The following is a 17,342-nucleotide window of genomic DNA, read 5'->3' as shown; positions in this document are numbered from 1 at the left end:
CGCGGATCAGGCACGAATAGCGGAGCACCTACCTAAACCATTGGCAGCTTTCTGCGTGAGGACCCCAACTCCAGACGGGCAGAGTACGGCCAAAAGCAGCCACTCCGCCGGCAGTGAGGATGTCTGCTTTCGACCCAAGGCAGACACCTCAATCAGTCCATCGTCATCTTAAACACGCACGTTTAGTTCGGCCCAATTTGGAAGCGTTCTTTATCCTTCGACAATGAGCATCTGCAACGAATCTTCCGAAGGGAACTACCGGGGGGTACGTCCATGGGTCATCTGCTTAGTCAGGGTTTGCGTGCCAGAGAACCTCGCAAGAAGGTGCTTATAAAGGCTAGAATGCAGGCAGGCTCAAGATGGGCTGACGTATGCCTCCTAAACATGTCGTCTCGCGGTCTCTTGATCCATAGTTTTGTGGCTCCGCCAGAGAACAGCTACATCGAAGTGAGGCGCGGCCGCCATGTTATTGTCGGGCGTGTCGTGTGGTCTAAAGATCATCGGTTTGGAGTCTGCACCCAAGATCCCCTGCCCATTGAAGCCTTGATAACAGGACAAGATAATGACGAAGGTGCCGCTCCCGCCTCGTCAGCACTGGGCGAACGGCGAGCTGTTCCCCGAGAGCCCGCTCCGATAAACAAGCACGAGCAGAGTAGGCTGCTAGGACGATCGATTGAGTTCTGCTCAATTAGTGCGGCGAGCATTGGTTTAGCCTTAGTTGGGGCTGGCATGGTTGAGGCAGCAGTGTCGGAGCCACTCTCGGTTGTCACCGCAGCTCTCGATTAGGCAGCAAAGCTTTACCAACCAGATCGATGCGATGTAGCCTAGAGCGCACGTCTGCTTTCCACCCGATCCGGATGTTTGTGGATACAAGTGGCCTAGCCTCAATGGTGGTGCTGACTGTACCTCTGCTTAGGCCAGGACTGCGCCTGCTGACCTACTCCCCAGTAGTCGGATCGATCACCGAACGCACCTACGAAATGCCGTTTGCTGGGACCGTCGTTTCCTTTGCGGCCAGCGCTGCCGGTATGGCGCATTGCCAGCTTGCCACTGCACGCGAGAAGACGGCTGCGACGCAGAGGCAAGCTTCGGGTACGCTGTCGGCGGTTTGCCATTACGGCGGCAGGCTCAACGCTTGGGGTCGCGCCAGTGGCTCCATCGATAGCCGCGCAGGTGCTCCCAACGAGGACTGACTCGGTTTCCAATGCCGTCATGGCAACATGGGCAGACGTCCAAGCACAGCTGTCACTCTGAATGCGAACGCAGGATTACGTAAACTCTTGGCCGCTAGCATGCCGTTTGTGTCACCAGCGTGGGAGGGTGTGCTGCGAAACGATCTACGAGACATCGAAATACCTGAGCAGCTACGCGCGGCTGCCGCTCGTCATAAAGAACATGTCGCTCAACTAGTGGGTCAGCTTCGAAGCTTTGGCATGACTGAAGAGGCTATTGAGCAAAGCGTCGACCAGCTGATCTCTGCCTACAGAGCCGAACTTGTAGAAGCGATTAAAGCCCTTGGGGAAGCTACCAATGCTTGATCGAAAGCTCACGGATGAACACGCCCGCTTGGCTGCGCTTCATCGTTATGGTGTGTTGGATACCGCACCTGAACAGCAATTTGACAAGATCACGTCCTTGGTCCGCTCCGTGCTCGGAGTTCCAATTTCAGCCGTTTCACTGATCGATCGGGACCGGCAATGGTTCAAGTCAATATGTGGTCTAGAAACCAGAGAGACCCCGCGGTCCGTTTCGTTCTGCAGCCATGCCATTCGCCAGACTGAGCCTCTTATCGTAGACGATGCGCTTCAGGACGATCGCTTCAAGGTGAACCCTCTAGTCTTGGACGATCCAAACATCCGCAGTTACGCGGGGGTGCCCTTGCAGACTCCCGACGGCTACAACGTGGGGGCGCTGTGCGCCATTGACGTCGTGCCGCGTGAGTTCAGCCAAGCTCAGATCGAAATACTCAGCAACCTTGCGTCGCTAGTCGTCGATGAGCTGGAGCTGCGCCGCATCGCAGAGCGGGATCATCTAACCAACGCTTTGACTAGGCGCGGGTTCGTGCAGGCGATGGACAAGGAGATCGCTCGTTTCCATCGCCATCAGCGAGCCTCTGCGCTGATCCTCTTCGACATCGATCACTTCAAGAAGATCAACGATTGTTATGGGCATCCAGGAGGCGACGCAGTTTTGAAGGCGATTGTCGCTGCCTGCCGCAACGCGCTACGCGCCAACGACGTCCTTGGGCGCCTTGGTGGCGAGGAATTTGGCATCGTCTTGGACGAAGCTGATAACTGCGCCGCAACCGCCGTTGCCGAGAAGCTCAGGCAGACAGTGGAGCAGCTGACGGTGGGCTTTTCGACAGGCATCAAGGTGACAGCGAGTTTCGGAGTCGCACCAATCGCGACTTCGGTGACAGACTCCGATGAATGGATCTTAGCGGCTGACGCCGCGCTATACAGCGCCAAGCGAGGTGGCAGAAACCAGGTCGTCGTAAACGAGCAGGACGAGAGAGCTGCGGCGGCATAGGTCCGCTCATCGGCGCATGCATCATTGTTGTTGAGGGCGGACAAAAAGTGCGCCCTCTCAGCCTTGATCGGCAACGAGTAAGCGACACTCGACCTAAGCCGACACAAGGGCCTGTTCCCACCAACTAGGCTAGAGGAAGAAAGGCTAGCGACCGATGCTCGTTGGGCCACCTCGAGCTGGCAACGATGCTTTCGCACAGAGCTCGAAGAGGGGCAAGCTAGTGCAATCCGCCGCAGCGGGGGCAACTAAGTCACTCGCCAGGCACTCACTTAACCTAAAACAGATGTGACCAGTGGGGGTTACTGGGCATACAACCGTGTTCTCGGTAAGCCGTTGACCGAGCAGCTTGCGCGATTTGACGTGGCCAGCGGTAGGAGCGTGGTTTGAGGTCGGTTCGCAATTATCTCGTCACTGCCTCAATCATGCTCGTGGCGCTTGTGGTCGCGGCAGCCTTGCTGATCCTCTCGCAGGTTGAAAGCGCTAGTCAGCGACAAGCCGAGCAGCAATTACTTGCCACGACCAGGGCCCTTTCACTTGTCGTCGATGGGGAGCTCAAGCGCTATGAGTCGATACTAACGGCGCTTGCGACAAGTAGTGAAGTCTCTCAGCAAGACTGGAAGAGAGTGGATGCTCGCGCAAGACAGCTCGGGTTGGGTCCGGATGCTTGGCTTCTTGTAAGTGATCGGAGCGGCCGCCAGCTCGTTAATACGGCGCTGCCTGCAGGGGCTGCGCTCCCAGCCGGACCTCCACCGGAAGACATGTGGCGCGAGCTGGACAGGGGACGCAGCAGAGTATGTAACCTCAGCGAGGGGTTGATCGAGCGACAGATCCTCTGCGTTGACATCGCTTCGCGAGCGAGCGGCTCTCCTCCCGTGGCGCTCTCTATCATCATGCGACCAGCACAGCTGGAGCGTATCCTGAAGGACCAACGCGTCGGACGTGCGTATACCACTGTGATCGACCGCACAGGCCGTATTATCTGGCGAAATCGAGATGCCGATCGCTGGATCGGGAAACCGGCTACCAAGGACATCCGAGCTGCCCTTCGGACGCGATCCGAGTCTGTTCAGCAAAGCAAGTCGCTTGAGGGCACGCCGACCTTGGCGGCCTTCAGCCGTTCTGCTTACTCCGGTTGGACTTTCCTCGTTGCCGTTCCTCGGGCCGACCTTGGTGTTCAAGGTACTGGACTTCTTTCTCTCAGCGCTGGCTCGGCCGTCCTTCTGATAATCATGGGCGCATTGGTTGGCCTGTTCACCGCTCGTCAGGTCACGAGAGCGACCAAGCGACTGGCACTTAGCGCGGCGCAAATAGAACGCGGAGCCTCACCCGACTTCGCGCGCACCGGCTTGGCTGAGATCGATGCTGCAGGCTTGGCGCTCCAATCTGCCTTCAATGCTCGCAAGTCCACGGAGGAGCGCTACCGGCTCATCTTCGAGCAAACGAGCGACCTCATCCTCACTGCTGATCTCGATCAAATCATCACTGACTGCAATCATTCCGCAGCGGCCGCCGTTGGTCTGAGCAGGGAAGAGGTAATCGGGAAGCGCATCGCAGACTTTATATCGGAGAGTGACTACACCCGAACGACTGGCATGCTTCAGCGCAAGCTCGATGCCGGCGGTACCACGAAGTATGACGTGCAGGTCAGGAACAAGGCTGGAGCATGGCTCTTCTGGGAGATCAACTCAGGGCTCCTTTTCCAGGACGGCGCTCCCATTGGCCTTCACGTTGTTGGGCGCGACGTAACAGAGCGGAAGAAGGCAGAAACGCGCCAACAGCTCCTAATCGACGAGCTGAACCACCGAGTGAAGAATACCCTGGCGATCGTCCAAGCTCTGGCTCAACAATCCTTCAAAGGTGGACGTCCGCCGGCCGAGGAAAGAGCAACTTTCGAGGCCCGCCTGAGCGCTTTGGCGGCCGCGCACAACCTGTTGACGAATGCTGCCTGGGAGTCCGTTAGCTTGTCGCAAGTGGTGGAGACCGCGATGGCGACTGTCTGCGGGACGGAGCTTCGGCGGTACCACATCGCGGGTCCTGAGGTTCGACTTGGCCCGCAGGCTGCCGTATCCTTCGCTCTGGCCTTACACGAGCTCTGCACCAACGCGATTAAGTATGGAGCACTATCCAACGACAGCGGGACCATCAGCATCCGGTGGCATCTTGAAGGATCAGGCGACGATCCAGAGCTTCTTCTTGTCTGGACAGAGAAGGGAGGGCCGGCAGTGCAAGCTCCGCCCAAGCGGGGTTTTGGAACTCGGATGATAGAACGTGCGCTTGCGAGTGACCTGAATGCGAGAGTACAAATCAGCTTTGAGGAGCACGGAGTGGTTTGCTCCCTGTCTGCTCCGGTTTCCAGCATGAGCGCGTGATGCAGAAGCGGGTACTGATCGTTGAGGACGAGCCGATAGTCGCTCTGACCCTCGAAGACATACTTGAAGGCCTCGGCTGCTCTGTAGTGGGCTCGGCTTCGCGGCTTGATCATGGTCTCCAGCTAGTACGAGATTCAGCACCCGATCTCGCGATTCTCGATGTGAACCTGCATGGCGAGAAGAGCTATCCCATTGCTGATCTCTTGGCTGACAACGGCGTTCCGTACTTCTTCACGACGGGTTACGGCTCGGCGGGGCACCCCGAGAGGCATCGTCGCGCACTTACGGTGGCCAAGCCGTACTCCGAGACGGTGATTGCGGATGCCATCGCCACAGTGTCTGCTGCAGCTAGGATCTGCTGATCACCTCTCCACACTGCGATGACGCCGAGACGTTTCTGCTACTCGAGCGTTTGCAATCGGCGATCCTTAGCGAATAGCGGACCAGCCGCTAGCGGCCAAAGGCGGTCGTAGGGCAGTTGTGGTCTGCTTGGCGCCCGTTCCGGCCGTTGCGGTCTGCCTGGCGATCACCGGTAAGCAGACGACCATTCAGCTAAGTTGCTTTTGTCGCAAAGCGATCCATTGCGGACACCTGGACAGCCCTTCACCCCATTACCCGACCTATCCGAACCAGCGTCCCGCTAGGGTCACTGACGGCAAACTCATAGGTGCCCAACGGCTTGGCGTGTGAAGCGCCTTCCTCAATGATGAGATCGCGAACGCCTTCGGCGACCGCGTCCACGTCATCGACGTAGAGGTACAAGCCGAACGGATTATCCTCGATATGTTTGGGCCAGCCCGGCGAATGGGTCAGGTGAAGGTGCCAGCCACGACCGTCTTCGAGAATGCGATAATGGCCGTAGTCGCTGGCGACCATAAAGCCCAGGCGCCGGTAGAAGGCCTCGCTGGCATCGAGGTCATTAGACGGAACGATGGCAACCGCATGATGCATGATCGCTGCACTCCTGAAATGATTTGAACGCCTCGCGCCCTGCGCCTGCCGCAAACCCTTGGCCAGTGAGTTCAGCCTCCCAGGTGCCGGATCCGGACATTGCGCCTCCATTGTCCGGCGCGTCACCCAAGCAACGCGGCGGCAATGCTGGTAGGAAGAGGCATGTCTCGCTCATCGCCAGTCTCCGGCCAGCCGCCTCAGAGGGCGAAAGCCATGATTGTCGCTGCCTTCACGGAGCTCGCTCAGCAGCAGCGTTACGGTACCATCAAGGTAGCCGATCTCGTCAACGCCGCCGGCGTTGCAAGATCGACCTTCTACGAAAATTTCAGGAGCAAGGACGAGGTCCTCGTCGCGGCGATGCAGCCGATCCTGCTCGCCCTCGCGACCGCGTCATCGGGGCGAGCCGCGCGGTCCTATGTGAAGGCCACCGTAGACCATCTTTGGACCCGGCGATCGATGACTCGCCCACTCCTTGATTCCCCCGCCGGTCGCGTCATGGAGCGCCATCTCGCCCGTGCAGTGGCAGATCACGGCATCCCCTTCGGCGCTGGCAGCGAAGTCCCTCTCTACGCTGTCGGAATTGCGGCAAGCCAGCTGGCCATGCTCCGTACTTGGCTAGCCGGCAAGGTGACCGTCACTGCCGATAAGGTGACCGACCATCTGATCGCCTGCGCTCACTTGCGTTCGAAGGATGTCGGCATTTCTGAGGGGCACAGGAGCTGAGGCGATGACCAGATTGATCGGGTGCGCATCCAGCGTCTGGCGCAAGAGCTTCTCGCCACCAATGGACTGTATCGCTCCGACGATCATTACATCCTCGGGATCAGGCATTCTGCCGATGATTGCCGTCATCGCCTCGCGCCAGACTTCCATCTGCCGCATCGTGAAGGCGTTGAGCACTATCAACGCTAGGCGGCTGTCCTCGTTGGCGGCATCCGCATCCATTCGAACCATGGCTCAACCTATGCAAGGGTGGGCATGCCCAAACAACGCAGCCCAATCGATTTTTGCGCAATGAATCTTAAGCGCACCAATGGCTCGGCGTGGTGGAGCCGCGATCAGTCGCGTGATGGCGTCGTCCTCCGCGAGAGCAACACAGCCTTCTACTTCTACTCAAGAGTGCAGCGCTTGATGTCTGCAATGGGCCGAACGCAGACGTCGGGCTCGGATGTCTGGAATGGGCGGAAAGCGGACGTTCCGAGGTCCGTTCTCGTGTGGTAGTCGGGGACCAAGGTCAGGGGTCTTTTGTCATGAAGATATTGGTCGTAGCTGCGCTTTTCGCCGTGTCAGTGGCGCAGCCCGCATCGGCGGAGACACTTCGGACGAACGGCGTCGAGATCGAGTATCGGGTGAGTGGTTCGGGCGAGCCGCTACTGATGATCCATGGCTTTGGCGAGTGCATCGACCAAAGCTGGGGCGCAATCATTCCGGAGCTTTCCAAATCATTTCGTGTGATCGCAATCAACCAGCGCGGACACGGCGCATCGACCAACCCATCGGGCAAATTTACCCACGAGCAGTCGGCTCAGGACGTCAAAAACCTGATGGATGCGCTCGGCGTGAAACGTGCAAATGCTATCGGATTTAGCAGCGGAGGGATGACGCTTCTCCATCTCGCCACGCGCTATCCGGAGAGCTTGTCGAAGCTGGTAGTAGTCGGTGCGACTACGCATTTCGGAGAGCAGGCCCGTCGAATCATGCGGTCGGTCGCTTCGGAGGGCTTACCACCGCCGGTCCGCGAGCAATTCCTAAAATGCGCTACCCGGGGGTCGGTGCAGGCCCACGAGCTGGCGCGGCAGTTCGGGGAGTTTAAGGACAGTCATTCGGACATGAACTTCAAGGCTGCAGACCTGATGAAGATCAAGGCTCGGACTCTTATCGTCCACGGCGATCGCGACGAATTCTTCCCAGTGGCGATTCCGGTCGCGATGTACTCTGCAATCCCCAAGTCGCAGCTGTGGATCGTTCCGCGCGGCGACCACTCGCCGACGGCTGGCGCACCGCAGGAGGTCTTTACCCAGACTGTGAAGACCTTTTTGGCACCCTAAGCGCCGATGTCCGCAATGGGTCGAAAGCGGACATTTGCGCCTGCTTTCACGCAATTAGCCAACGCGCTAGAAGATGAGCAGCAGGCTCATTGCCTGTGCTTACAAGCTAGGTCGAGTGGTGCAGGATGCAGCTAACGATCGATGAGGAACAAGCTGACGCCAGCAGTCGTGTCACAGCTATACGCTCTGCAATGATGTTGATGCGCTCGTTGGAGGTGTGGCGACAAGATCGCTTTGATCTGCCGAGCGTGTTCATCATCTTGGCCGTTATTGCCATCACGTCGGAGAAGCTGATGCGCTCGGACCTTGAGCCCAAATATCGCTCTCTGAGTGTCTACTTGCCGCTCGAGCAATTACAGCGATGCAACATTGCGTCAGTCGCTGCGGCAACCGGTCTAAATCGAGAGACGGTTCGACGTAGGGTTCATGACCTGATCGACGCTGGCACGCTTATCCGCACCGAAGCTGGTGAGATCGCACTGCCACCGCATAAGGTACAGGAAAGCTCCGCCCTTCAATTGGTGCGTCGGCAGCTCGAGGCTGTGGTGCGCTTTGCGAATGACAGCCTCAAAGATGGGGTCATCATCGCAAAGGGAGGAGAGACGTGACATCTTTGTTCGCTAATGCCCGCAATGGGTGGAAAGCGGACGTTCGCGTCGGCCTGCTGAGTGGCCGCTGATGGTCGAAGGAAGACATTCCGCCCCGATGTGCGCAATGGGTGGAAGCGGACCTACTGCCTAGACGTCGGCAACGGTCGAAAAGCGCCGGCCATTCTGTAGTTTACGCCGCCAGCAAAATGTCGCTTCCACGACTCCAATCTAGGTACTAGGGCCACTTATCGTTTGCGGCCCAGTAGCTTATCGGCACCGATCTCATTGGAGTTGCGGATGCCTGCGTACTACTTCCACCTCCAGAGTGGAGCCGAGACCCGCGACGAGGCGGGAACCGAGTTGGCGAGTTTGCAAGAGGCGAGATGCCATGCTGTGCAGATGATCGCCGAGATGCTGTGCAACTCACCCGAGCGCTACTGGGAGCATGAAGAATACCGAGTCACGGTGTCGGACCAGACAGGACTGACCCTGTTTACCGTTGAGATGGTGTCGGTGGATTCAGCGGCTGTGGGAACTTCTGGTAAGCGCGTCAGCTAGTTGGCGGCCCATACGGCAAGGGGGTCAGACGAGCCGCCGATAACAAGCTTACAGGGGAAGGCCGTCGCGGCAAGTGGGCTCGCCCGGTTCAGGGCCGAACGAGCCCACCCTAGCGCGCCTCTATGCGGCCCCCACAGAAGCGCATCGAAGCAACTGATGTTTTGGGGCTCGGTTCCAATCCGTACCAGCAGGGGAAGGCCGTACGGGCAAGCGCCGCAATCACGCTGCTAAAGTCCGCAATGGGTCGAACTCAGACGATCGGCCCGGGTGTCCGGAATGGGTGGAAAGCGGCCATCATGTCGGTCTGGCAGTCTGGATCTGAGACAGTAGCCCGTGCGCCCCTATCTCGTCACCCTCAACTGGCACATTCCGGCTTCATACGCTTTAGACGATGTCGCGTTGTCCAGCGTGATGAGGGAGACGCTCGCCCACGGTTCGCGATTGCGAGTTTCTATCCGGATTGCCACGTCGCCACGTTCCGAGCCCTGCACCGCAAGCGTATCGGACATGTCCCATCCACCCGTTCCATCGGGCATACTAACGCGACTCAACACGGGAGTTGCTCGTCTAAGATATGCCATCGCTCGGTCGGCATAAACAATACGACCGTTCGGCTGAGGAAAGTTCTTCACTTCAACTGCAATTCGAGCAACCCGTCCCGTCGGATCCAGCACCCGGCAAGTGGCTACATACTCCGGCGGCAGTTCTATTCTTCGAGGTGCTGGCGGTGGAGGTGGCGTCCCAGGCGCCGGCACCTCTCCTATCAATTGCGCAAAGAGCATGAGACCTAACATGCGTCCCTTATCGGTAAGCATCCGAATGTCCGCAATGGGTCGAAAGCGGACATTAGCCCGGCAGCTGAACGAGCGGCCGCTTCCCAGCTTTCGCCACGAACACCGGACGTTCTCCTGACGGCCAGCTTCAGCCGCTCAACTCAGAGCTCATCGGGGCGGCTGAGCCGGTACCCGCAAGCGAAATCTAGGCTTAGGCAGCCCTACCTTGCTGGCGTTGACTGCCGTTTGCGGCCACATAGTCTGGCGCTAACTGGCACGAGGCTCCAGTTGTATTGCAGGTGCGGGTCGAACCCCTTAGCCGCAGCAGGCTATGGGCAAACCTCAAGTAGGATCGATCGTTGGAGAGCGCGCGGCGTGGTTCTGGATCGGATGCGCGTTCATCAGCCTTGGCGTTCTGCTTCACCTGCCAATGCTGGCGATGGCTCACGAGATGGGAAACCACCTCGCAGGCATGCCCATGGATCTGGAAATGTACTTCGGGATGGCGGCCATCGCAGTTGGCGCTCCGCTCGCGTGCCTCGGTGCGCTGCCAAAGCATCGTGCGCCGCACGGGGATCATGCGGGAACCAGCTATGAAGCGCCAGACAGCACACCCCTGAACAAATGGCATGCCGGCGTCCTGCTGGTCCTGACCTTCGGCCTCATCATTGACGTGATGAAGCCCGCAACACTCGGCTTCGTGTTGCCGGGGATGCTGGTCGAATATGGTGTCGAACGTTCAACGGTTGCGCTGCTTCCGCTGGTGGCTTTGACGGGAACGACGGTGGGGTCATTCCTGTGGGGCTGGCTAGCTGATGTTTACGGGCGACGTGTTTCTATCCTCCTGTCCACCATCCTCTTCGTCGCGACTTCGATCTGCGGCGCGATGCCTGCGTTCGAGTGGAACCTCGTGATGTGCTTCCTGATGGGTTGCTCTGCAGGTGGGATGCTGCCCGTCATCTACACCCTCCTGGCCGAAGTGATGCCGCCGAAGCATCGGAGTTGGGTGCTCGTTCTCGTTGGCGGTACAGGTCTAGTCGGCGGTTATTTGGCCGCCAGCGCCGCCGCACACACCTTCGAGCCAATCTTCGGGTGGCGTGCGCTCTGGCTTCAAGGCTTTCCAACCGGCCTGCTGCTGCTGGCACTTGCCTGGCTCATCCCGGAGACACCTCGCTTTCTGGCGGAGCAAGGCCGGGCAGCCGAGCTTGAGCAGATGAAGGTGCGCTTCGGTCTTGTTCCGAAGGCGCGGCCGGCAAGACCGCCCACTGATGTTCCGACACCCAGTGGTTACCGCCAGATTACTCTGGCTCTAACGATTGCAGCGCTTTGCTGGAGTTTCGTCAACTTTGGCTTGTTGCTGTGGCTGCCTTCTGATCTGCAGGCGCGTGGATATAGTGCTGCCATCGCCAGCGGCATTCTCGCGAAGTCATCTCTGCTCGCGCTCCCAACGATCATGGTGGCAGCCTTCTTCTACGCTCGTGTCAGCAGCAAGTGGACTTTGGTGGCAACGATCCTGCTGACGCTTGTAGGCTTGATTGGCGCACTTGTCCCGACAGCACTACTCAGCTGGGAGCCGTTGCTGGTCTCGATCATCGCGATGCTCATAGTCGGCACTAATGGAACGATCGCGGTGCTCCTTCCATACACTGCTGAAAACTACCCCTTGGGCATGCGTGGGCGCGCAACTGGTTTAGTGGCCGGCAGCAGCAAGTTCGGTGGTGTGGCGGTGCAAGTCGCAGCCCTTGCCGGCTTTGTGCCGACTCTCGTGGGCGCTGCTATCGCCCTGCTTGTGCCAACGGCCGCCTCTGCTGGCATGATCGCCTGGGCGGGACGGGAAACCCGTGGACGCAGCCTCCGTGAACTGGAAGCTGAATGAAGCTAAGCCGCGCGCCCGTTTCGCCTCGTGCCAGCGCGCCTCTCTCTCTCTCTCTCTCTCTCTCTCTCTCTCTCTCTCTCTCAAAAACTCAAAGACATAGGTGCTTCCATCCTACGCCTTGAGGCCAATGAATGAAGGTCTGAATTCGACCGAGCGGTCCTTGCTTCCGGAAAGGCAGCTCTCGGCCAATTGCCGCCGTTCGGGTAGGGGTCGATCCAGGGCTGAGCTAAGGACGTAGCGATTGGGCGAGCCGCTAACGTTTCAAGCGCATCATCAAGCGAAGCTCTGCGCTTTCGCTAATGATTACAGGTAGAATAATTACGCCTTGGACCAAAAGCCGATCTTCGACGTCGCAACCAGGTGCTGTTTAGCGCTCGGTTCGGGCGAGCAAATCGACAAGATCGGCTTTCCAAAACTTGGCCCAGGTGTGGGTGCCGTGGCCGCGAGTTTCGGCGCTCTCCGCGATCATGCGGAAGCGGGCGTTCGGCATCCTGGCAATCGCGCGCTGCGGAACGTCGAGGGCGCGCGGATTTATGAAGTCGTCCGCCGAATTGATCCAGGTCACTGGTGCGGTGATTGCTTCCAGCTTTGGCCACGGATCGTAGGTCCGCGACGCGTCGACCTGATACAGCAGGTCGTTGGCTTCGAGCGCGGCGAGCGAAGCCTCCATTCGGGCGCGAACTTGCGCGGTCGCGGCCTCGCGCGTCGGGTAGCTCTGCTGCAGATTGAGCGGGGCCGCGCCGGCCAGGATCAGCATCGACGCTGCTGTTCGAAGGCCCTGTATTGGCTGGGTCTTGTAATCACCGCCGGCCCAAGCCGGATCGGCCTTGATGCCATCGACAAGCAGTTGCCGCCACATCCGATTGAGCCCGGCAATCTCTACCGGCTGACAAGCGAGCGGCATCAGCGCGCGTGCGAAACCCGGGCGTTTCTCTCCCCAGACGAAGCTGTGCATGCAGCCCATCGACGTGCCCATGATTAGCCGCATCTGACGAATGCCAAAACTTTTGCTCAGCAGTTGGTGCTGCGCTTCGACCATGTCATCGTAATCATAAGCCGGGAAGCGGGTGCGCAAGCCGTCCGAAGGCTTGGACGATCCACCGTGCCCGATATTGTCGGGAAGGATGATCCAGTAGCGATTGATGTCGAGCGGCTGTCCCGGGCCGAACAATTCATCGGCAAATTGGGGCTGCAGGAACTGCTTACCGCTTCCACCGGTGCCGTGCAGGATCATGACCGCATTGCTGATCTCGCCGCGTGCGTCGCGCTGCGGCCGACCCAAGGTGGTATAGTGGATGCGGAGAGACGGGAGTCGCTCGCCGCTCTGGAAACGGAAGTCACGAACAGTGAAATCTGCCTCGCGGGTTGGCCACTTGGTTACGGCAGCAGTTGCCGAGCGCGCCGGAGCGGCTGCAGGAGGTAAAGGGGCGGCCTGAGCAGCGAAGCCTGCCAGGATTTGAAGAAGCCATGTCATGCGCCTCTTCTGACTCGCTTTCGAGGCCAATCCAAGCCGATCAGGGATGTCTACATCGACACGCTGAAGGGTCTTACATGCGCGCTCAACTCAGCTTGGCAGTCTTCGCCCTCGTGGCTGTTAGCTCCGGCACCTTCGCAATTGCGCAAGCCCCGCAAAGCAAGGTCGTCCGCTTGCCAGGTCTTTCTTATGAAACGCTGCGCTCGGGCTCGCCCGCAGGGGCGCGTCCCTTGCGGTCGGACGACGTCATGATCCGCTATGTCGGACGACTGGAGGACGGGAGCATCTTCAGTACTTCAGCAGCCGACGGCACGGGGCCCACGCGCTTCTCCGTACGCACCGTGATACCTGGTTTCAGTGCGCTGGTTCAGCTTATGCGCCCCGGCGACCGGTGGCGCTTCACCATTCCTGGCTACCTTGGCTACGGCCACGAAGGGCGCCGATTTACTCCTCCCGAAGCAACCTTGCGGCGCGACATTCCGCCGGGAAGCACACTTATCTTCGATGTGGAATTGATCTCGATCGAACCGACACCTGCACCACCGCTCGCTGCTTCCCGAGGCCGGTAATCAGCAACCTGGATAAGCCCTCGCATTTGGTCTAGCGTCGCAGCTCGCTCGCGAGCCGCGACATTAGGATTGCGGCGCGTTTTGCCTGGCGCTGGATGCTGGGCAGGTCGACCGTTTCGCCCGGTGCATGTGAACCGTCGCCAGCAGGTCCAAGACCCACTAGCCCGTCCACGTCCTTGGCGACAAAGGCGATATCACCGGCGCCTCGCTTGGACGGATGGAGCTCGCCCATTGCTGGCAGGCCCATGTCGGCGTTCACCTCGTTGAGGCGCCGCAGCAACGCCCGATTACCTTCGGTGGGCGCCATCGGCGGGTAGCCTTCGTCAAAGGTGATCGTCGCCGACGCTCCGGGCAGATGCTTGGCAACGATTGCCCGCATCTTCGCCTGTACGCGCAAGGTTTGCTCTTCGCTCAGCGTCCGAAAATCGCCGCGTGCGATCCCGGCGGCCGGAATGATGTTTGTCTTGCCGATCGCACTAACGCCCGCTGCATCCGTGCTGAGCTCGGCTGTCGCGCCAGTCGCCGCGATCCCGACGTTGAACGTGAGGTTTTCCTCGGGCAGCTCAGTGCGGAACGCCGCAAGGATACGCGCAAGCTCGAAAGCTGCGCCATCACCAACGGCGTTACCGAAGATGCCGCTGGAGTGACCCGACTTGGCGGTCGTGCGCAGCGACCAGCTGTTCGAGGAGCGCCGCGCGATCGAGCCCATGTCGCGGCCGTCTTCCTGCGACAGTCCTTCGAAATCGAGCGCCGCATCGGCTCGCTTGCCCGCCGCGATCAAGTCCTCGCGCGCCACCTCGATAGGCCGGCCCGTGCTTTCCTCATCGCCTGTCAGGTGGATCTCCATGTTGGCCCCGTTCAGCGAGCCGGCGGCGCGCATCGCCCTCAGTGCTGCGACCATGACGACCATGCCGCCTTTATCGTCTCCGACTCCCGGACCGGTCGCCTTGTCCCCGCTGCGAGCGTACCGCTGGAACGGCGAGTTCGGCTCGAAAACCGTGTCGAGATGACCGATCAGCAGCAGGCGCTTGCCGCCGCGTCTGCCCTCGTGCGTTGCGATGAGATGACCGGCACGCTTCGTCTGCGGCAGCGGCTTCCACACGACCTTGAAGCCTAACGGCTCCAGCTCGGCACTCATCATGGCGCCGACTTTCGCAACTCCGTCGACGTTCATCGTGCCGCTGTTCTGGTTGACCAGCCGCTCCAACAGGGCGAGCGAACGAGCCTGTTCGGCATCGACCACTTGCACCATGCGTTTCTCCGACACGGTGAGGCGGGCCTCCACCGGGGTAACGATCACCAAGGCTGCAGCAAGTGTGCAAAGCGGCTTCATCAATCCTCCGGATGTGGGCACTTGGTGGCGATCTTACCCATTCAGCGCTATCGCGTGGCCAGTGCAACCTCAGGAGGGTGCAAATTTGCCTCGGGTAGGACGAAGACACCGCTGCGCATTGAAAGGACGACCGCGCTGCTGTGCCACGCGCCGCCGAGCGATCAGTCGACTGGTGCAACCCCAACTCCTCTATGATTACTGATGTGAGTTAATTGGCTTGCACTGCGTGCCTTGAAGGTTGAGCATCCCCTTTTCCGCAGGGGGGGCAATCGAGATGAAGCTGAGACACGCACTACTAGTCGGCTTCTTGGTGTCGTTTACACCAACTCTCGCCGCCGCAGACGAGCTTGCGAAAAGGGTGGAGGCATTGGGGCGCATCAATAGTGCTACCTCGCCGACCCTTTCCCCAGACGGAAAACGGATGGCCTATCTCTCCAATGAAAGCGGCAGTCCGCAGATCTGGATTCGCGACCTGGCCACTGGCGCCGCTCGGCAGATCACGACGCTAACGGATCCAGTCGGTTCTGTGTCATGGTCTCCGACTGGCGAGCAACTTGCATATTCGGTGCTGCCAGGCGGCGGCCTTAACACTCAGATCTGGGTGATGAACGCGGCAGGTTCAGGCGCAAGACGGCTGACTCCCGGAGGTAAGGAAAACAATGGGTTTGCCGGCTGGAGCCGCGATGGATCTGCCATCTTCGTTGATACGAACAAGGACAATCCGGCGGCGCGAGACCCGGCGCTGATCCAGGTGGCCACTGGAGCGTGGACGAAGCTCGCTTCCGACAAGGGCTTGAATAGCATTGCCGACATGCGAGGTGACCGGGCCGTTGTCGGACGGCTACTCGGTCGTGGCGACACGAATCTCTATCTCATCGACCAACGTACTGGCACGGAGACCCTGCTTACACCCCACGAAGGGAAGGCTGAGACCGGCTGGGGCGACCTCTCCCCCGATGGGAGAACCGTCTACGTAATCTCCAACGTCCGGCGGGACCGGCAAGCATTTGGCACCATAAGCATCGGCCCAGACGGCAAGCCCGGGCCGATCCGCTATTTTGCTCAGCGAACCGATGCCGTGGCCGAGGGTGCCGCCATGAGCGAGGACGGCCGCAAAGCGGTACTCGTGTGGAATGTGGGCGGAAGAAGCGAGTTGGCCTGGTTCGATCCGAAGAGCGGCCGGGTCCGTCCGGGACCCAAGCTTCCGTTCGATCTCGTCGGTGCGGGTGACTTCACTGCTGACGGTCGAAGTCTCGCGCTAGTTGGATCGGGGGCCAATCGCACGACCGACATCTACCTTGTCGACACCGCCACGGGAGGCATTCGCCGCATCACCGAAAGTCGTCACGACGGGGTCGATCTGACGACGCTCGTCCGCCCGGAATTGATTACCTACAAGGCTCATGATGGCCTTGCACTTTCCGGCTGGTTGTATCGGCCTCGGGCATCAACGGGGCCGGTGCCGGTAGTGTTCAATTACCACGGCGGACCCGAAGGACAGGCCAGGCCGAGCATGAGCCCAGACGCTCAGGCTCTAGTCGCCACCGGCATCGCCGTTTTTGCACCCAATGTCCGGGGCTCCTCAGGTTTCGGCAAGACCTTCATGGCGATGGATGATCGCGGCAAGCGCGTCGACGGCGTGCGGGACATTAAGGCTACGACCGATGCGCTGGTCGCCAAGGGGATCGCCGATCCCACGCGGCTCGGTATCATGGGTGGAAGTTACGGCGGCTACATGGTGATGGCTGGACTGACCGAGTATCCAGACATGTTCGCCGCAGGCGTGAACCTGTTCGGGGTCGTCAATTTCGAAACCTTCTTTCGTGAAAGCGAGCCCTGGATGGCGGCCATCTCGACCACTGAATATGGTGATCCCGCGACAGAAGCGGCAATGCTTCGCAGCCTCTCGCCCATCCACAAGCTTGATCGCATCAAGACACCCTTGTTCGTGCTTCACGGCGCCAACGATACCAACGTGCCGGTCGTCGAGGCGGAGCAGATTGTCGCAGCGATGAAGGCGCGGGGGGTGCCTGTTAAGTACACGCTCTTCCCCGATGAGGGTCACGGCTGGCGCAAGACGTCTAACAGGGTTCGCTCCACGACGGAGATCGTTGGCTTCTTCGCAGAGCATCTTAGGGCTGTGGCAACGACAAGCAGCGCTGCGCCACGCTGAAAGCCCGCAGGACCGACTGCTTACGGCCCGTTTCGGACGCCGAGATTTGGCAGATTTCTGGAGGATTATCCTGCATTTTTCACGATGTGACGATTCGCT

General features: G+C 59.7%; 14 protein-coding genes. 11 read left to right on the top strand and 3 right to left on the bottom strand.

The features are described 5' to 3' along the window. The first annotated feature begins 1,530 nt into the window (after nt 1–1,530). The 3 genes from V6R86_RS00205 (at nt 1,531) to V6R86_RS00195 (ending at nt 5,260) form a co-directional block, all read left to right on the top strand. The gene (locus V6R86_RS00205; protein ID WP_338501068.1) at nt 1,531–2,529 is read left to right on the top strand and encodes a sensor domain-containing diguanylate cyclase; all 999 of its coding nucleotides are present in this window, start codon (nt 1,531–1,533) and stop codon (nt 2,527–2,529) included. Between the two features lie 383 nt (nt 2,530–2,912). Continuing rightward, nucleotides 2,913–4,898, top strand: coding sequence for a sensor histidine kinase (locus tag V6R86_RS00200; protein WP_338501067.1), 1,986 nt, complete (start codon nt 2,913–2,915; stop codon nt 4,896–4,898). Next, nucleotides 4,898–5,260, top strand: coding sequence for a response regulator (locus V6R86_RS00195; RefSeq protein ID WP_338501066.1), 363 nt, complete (start codon nt 4,898–4,900; stop codon nt 5,258–5,260). The genes V6R86_RS00200 and V6R86_RS00195 overlap by 1 nt, the downstream gene beginning before the upstream one ends. Before the next feature lie 241 nt (nt 5,261–5,501). Here the strand turns inward: V6R86_RS00195 and V6R86_RS00190 are convergent, their stop codons facing one another. Continuing rightward, entirely contained in the window at nt 5,502–5,849 is a 348-nt protein-coding gene (locus V6R86_RS00190; RefSeq protein WP_338501065.1) for a VOC family protein, read from the bottom strand. A gap of 213 nt (nt 5,850–6,062) precedes the next feature. On the opposite strand from V6R86_RS00190, the gene V6R86_RS00185 reads away from it, so the two are divergent. The 6 genes from V6R86_RS00185 (at nt 6,063) to V6R86_RS00160 (ending at nt 11,694) form a co-directional block, all read left to right on the top strand. Next, on the top strand, nt 6,063–6,572 hold the full coding sequence (locus tag V6R86_RS00185) for a helix-turn-helix domain-containing protein (protein ID WP_338501064.1): 510 nt from the start codon (nt 6,063–6,065) through the stop codon (nt 6,570–6,572). 4 nt (nt 6,573–6,576) lie between these two features. Further along, entirely contained in the window at nt 6,577–6,867 is a 291-nt protein-coding gene (locus V6R86_RS00180) for a hypothetical protein (RefSeq protein WP_338501063.1), read from the top strand. A gap of 232 nt (nt 6,868–7,099) precedes the next feature. After that, on the top strand, nt 7,100–7,897 hold the full coding sequence (locus V6R86_RS00175) for an alpha/beta hydrolase (protein ID WP_338501062.1): 798 nt from the start codon (nt 7,100–7,102) through the stop codon (nt 7,895–7,897). Between the two features lie 125 nt (nt 7,898–8,022). Next, nucleotides 8,023–8,505, top strand: a complete 483-nt coding sequence (locus V6R86_RS00170) for a hypothetical protein (RefSeq protein ID WP_338501061.1) — start codon at nt 8,023–8,025, stop codon at nt 8,503–8,505. 279 nt (nt 8,506–8,784) lie between these two features. Continuing rightward, complete coding sequence (locus V6R86_RS00165) at nt 8,785–9,045, top strand: DUF6894 family protein (RefSeq protein WP_338501060.1); 261 nt, start codon at nt 8,785–8,787, stop codon at nt 9,043–9,045. A gap of 1,104 nt (nt 9,046–10,149) precedes the next feature. Then, the gene (locus tag V6R86_RS00160; RefSeq protein WP_338501059.1) at nt 10,150–11,694 is read left to right on the top strand and encodes an MFS transporter; all 1,545 of its coding nucleotides are present in this window, start codon (nt 10,150–10,152) and stop codon (nt 11,692–11,694) included. 367 nt (nt 11,695–12,061) lie between these two features. Here the strand turns inward: V6R86_RS00160 and V6R86_RS00155 are convergent, their stop codons facing one another. After that, on the bottom strand, nt 12,062–13,168 hold the full coding sequence (locus tag V6R86_RS00155; protein WP_425335967.1) for an alpha/beta fold hydrolase: 1,107 nt from the start codon (nt 13,166–13,168) through the stop codon (nt 12,062–12,064). Nucleotides 13,169–13,245: 77 nt separating this feature from the next. Here V6R86_RS00155 and V6R86_RS00150 point away from each other — a divergent pair, with 77 nt between their 5' ends. Beyond that, entirely contained in the window at nt 13,246–13,737 is a 492-nt protein-coding gene (locus tag V6R86_RS00150; protein WP_338501056.1) for an FKBP-type peptidyl-prolyl cis-trans isomerase, read from the top strand. A gap of 31 nt (nt 13,738–13,768) precedes the next feature. Here V6R86_RS00150 and V6R86_RS00145 read toward each other — a convergent pair whose 3' ends face one another. Then, complete coding sequence (locus V6R86_RS00145) at nt 13,769–15,070, bottom strand: M20/M25/M40 family metallo-hydrolase (RefSeq protein WP_338501055.1); 1,302 nt, start codon at nt 15,068–15,070, stop codon at nt 13,769–13,771. A 421-nt stretch (nt 15,071–15,491) separates the two neighbouring features. On the opposite strand from V6R86_RS00145, the gene V6R86_RS00140 reads away from it, so the two are divergent. After that, nucleotides 15,492–17,243, top strand: coding sequence for a S9 family peptidase (locus V6R86_RS00140; protein ID WP_338501054.1), 1,752 nt, complete (start codon nt 15,492–15,494; stop codon nt 17,241–17,243). The last annotated feature ends 99 nt before the right edge of the window (nt 17,244–17,342 follow it).

The sequence above is a fragment of the Sphingomonas kaistensis genome (genome assembly GCF_036884275.1).
GTDB classification, from domain to species: domain Bacteria; phylum Pseudomonadota; class Alphaproteobacteria; order Sphingomonadales; family Sphingomonadaceae; genus Sphingomicrobium; species Sphingomicrobium kaistense_A.
This window is presented reverse-complemented; position numbering and strand designations above follow the sequence as displayed.

What these genes read in the sequence shown, in the direction of transcription:
- V6R86_RS00205 (WP_338501068.1), top strand. Translation starts at nt 1,531, where the DNA reads ATGCTTGATCGAAAGCTCACGGATGAACACGCCCGCTTGGCTGCGCTT.
- V6R86_RS00195 (WP_338501066.1), top strand. Translation starts at nt 4,898, where the DNA reads ATGCAGAAGCGGGTACTGATCGTTGAGGACGAGCCGATAGTCGCTCTG.
- V6R86_RS00190 (WP_338501065.1), bottom strand. Translation starts at nt 5,849, where the DNA reads ATGCATCATGCGGTTGCCATCGTTCCGTCTAATGACCTCGATGCCAGC.
- V6R86_RS00185 (WP_338501064.1), top strand. Translation starts at nt 6,063, where the DNA reads ATGATTGTCGCTGCCTTCACGGAGCTCGCTCAGCAGCAGCGTTACGGT.
- V6R86_RS00180 (WP_338501063.1), top strand. Translation starts at nt 6,577, where the DNA reads ATGACCAGATTGATCGGGTGCGCATCCAGCGTCTGGCGCAAGAGCTTC.
- V6R86_RS00175 (WP_338501062.1), top strand. Translation starts at nt 7,100, where the DNA reads ATGAAGATATTGGTCGTAGCTGCGCTTTTCGCCGTGTCAGTGGCGCAG.
- V6R86_RS00170 (WP_338501061.1), top strand. Translation starts at nt 8,023, where the DNA reads ATGCAGCTAACGATCGATGAGGAACAAGCTGACGCCAGCAGTCGTGTC.
- V6R86_RS00165 (WP_338501060.1), top strand. Translation starts at nt 8,785, where the DNA reads ATGCCTGCGTACTACTTCCACCTCCAGAGTGGAGCCGAGACCCGCGAC.
- V6R86_RS00160 (WP_338501059.1), top strand. Translation starts at nt 10,150, where the DNA reads ATGGGCAAACCTCAAGTAGGATCGATCGTTGGAGAGCGCGCGGCGTGG.
- V6R86_RS00155 (WP_425335967.1), bottom strand. Translation starts at nt 13,168, where the DNA reads ATGACATGGCTTCTTCAAATCCTGGCAGGCTTCGCTGCTCAGGCCGCC.
- V6R86_RS00150 (WP_338501056.1), top strand. Translation starts at nt 13,246, where the DNA reads ATGCGCGCTCAACTCAGCTTGGCAGTCTTCGCCCTCGTGGCTGTTAGC.
- V6R86_RS00145 (WP_338501055.1), bottom strand. Translation starts at nt 15,070, where the DNA reads ATGAAGCCGCTTTGCACACTTGCTGCAGCCTTGGTGATCGTTACCCCG.
- V6R86_RS00140 (WP_338501054.1), top strand. Translation starts at nt 15,492, where the DNA reads ATGGCCTATCTCTCCAATGAAAGCGGCAGTCCGCAGATCTGGATTCGC.